This is a genomic window from Granulicatella balaenopterae (genome assembly GCF_900111135.1).
GTDB lineage: Bacteria > Bacillota > Bacilli > Lactobacillales > Aerococcaceae > Granulicatella > Granulicatella balaenopterae.
The window spans coordinates 1-2,059 of the sequence record NZ_FOGF01000073.1; the positions used below are offsets into that span (position 1 = coordinate 1).

Annotated in this window: 1 protein-coding gene; it reads left to right on the forward strand. The window is 34.2% G+C overall.

From position 1 onward, the window contains the following. Positions 1 to 1,847, forward strand: a 1,847-nt coding sequence (locus BMX09_RS10140; RefSeq protein ID WP_177159605.1) for a VaFE repeat-containing surface-anchored protein, incomplete at its 5' end; no start/stop codon positions are given. Positions 1,848 to 2,059 lie beyond the last annotated feature (212 nt).

Below are 2,059 nucleotides of genomic sequence, written 5' to 3' on the forward strand. Positions count from 1 at the left end.
TGAAAACTACTTTAATGGAACAAGGCACAAACAACAAAGAAATCCATGCAGAAAAAGTTACATTAGTGGATACAGTCGCTTACAAAGACTTAATCATTGGTCAAGAATACACAATCAACGGTCAAGTAGTTAACAAGGAAACACAAGAAGTAATTGCTACATCAAGCGTAACTTTTGTAGCAGAACAAAAAGACGGTACTATCAATGTAGTATTTGAAGTGGATGCTTCAAAATTAGCAGGAAAAGACATTGTAGCGTTTGAATCTCTAAGTCACAACGGAGTAGAAATTGCCGTGCATAATGACCTAGAAGATAAAGACCAAACAGTTACAGTAACACATCCAGAAGTAAAAACAACATTAATGGAACAAGGAACAAACAACAAAGAAATCCACGCAGAAAAAACTACTTTAGTTGACGTGGTAGCTTACAAAGACCTAATTATCGGTCAAGAATACACAGTTAACGGTCAAGTAGTTAACAAAGAAACACAAGAAGTAATTGCAACATCATCTGTTACATTTGTCACAGAACAAAAAGACGGAACAATTAATGTAATGTTTGAAGTGGATGCTTCAGAATTAGCAGGAAAAGACATTGTAGCGTTTGAATCATTAAGTCACAACGGAGTAGAAATTGCCGTGCATAATGACCTAGAAGATAAAGACCAAACAATTACAGTAACACATCCAGAAGTGAAAACAACATTAATGGAACAAGATACAAACAATAAAGAAATCCACGCAGAAAAAACTACTTTAGTTGACGTGGTAGCTTACAAAGACTTAATCGTTGGTCAAGAGTACACAATCAACGGACAAGTTGTTAATAAGGAAACACAAGAAGTAATCGCTACATCAAGCGTAACTTTTGTAGCAGAACAAAAAGACGGTACTATCAATGTAGTATTTGAAGTGGATGCTTCAGAATTAGCAGGAAAAGACATTGTAGCGTTTGAATCATTAAGTCACAACGGAGTAGAAATTGCCGTGCATAATGACTTAGAAGACAAAGACCAAACAGTCAAAGTTACAAAACCAGAAGTAAAAACAACATTAATGGAACAAGGCACAAACAACAAAGAAATTCACGCAGAAAAAACTACTTTAGTTGACGTGGTAGCTTACAAAGACTTAATCGTTGGTCAAGAGTACACAATCAACGGACAAGTAGTTAACAAGGAAACACAAGAAGTAATTGCAACATCATCTGTTACCTTTGTAGCAGAACAACGTAACGGAACAATTAATGTAGTGTTTGAAGTGGATACTTCAGAATTAGCAGGAAAAGACATTGTAGCGTTTGAATCTCTAAGTCATAATGGAGTAGAAATTGCAGTTCACAATGACTTAGAAGATAAAGACCAAACAATTAAAGTTACAAAACCAGAAGTGAAAACAACATTGATGGAACAAGGTACAAATAACAAAGAAATCCACGCAGAAAAAGTTACATTAGTGGATACAGTCGCTTACAAAGATTTAATCATCGGTCAAGAATATACAATCAACGGTCAAGTTGTTAACAAGGAAACACAAGAAGTAATCGCAACATCAAGCGTAACATTCGTTGCAGAACAAAAAGATGGAACAGTGAACGTAGTGTTTGAAGTGGATGCTTCAAAATTACAAGGAAAAGACATTGTAGCGTTTGAATCTCTAAGTCATAACGGAGTAGAAATTGCCGTGCATAATGACTTAGAAGACAAGAATCAAACAGTCAAAGTATTACAAGAAGAATTACCACAAACAAGCACTAAATCAAGTTTAGCAATGGTATCTGTAGCGTTGTTAGTAATGTTAGTGGGAATTACAGAATTTTTACGTTATAAAACAAATAGAAAATAATCATTAATGAACAACTTTTCGCCAATTTGGCGAGAAGTTGTTCATTAATAAAATAAAAAAGAAAGGAGAATTTTCATGGCAGAAATCAAATTAGAAATTAAAAAATCAGATTTTAAGGAAATGTCTGAACGTGCTAATGCAGTATTAGAATTACAAGGAATTGATCCAGATACTTATTGGTATAAACAACAATTAGAAGTTGTTATGCAAGG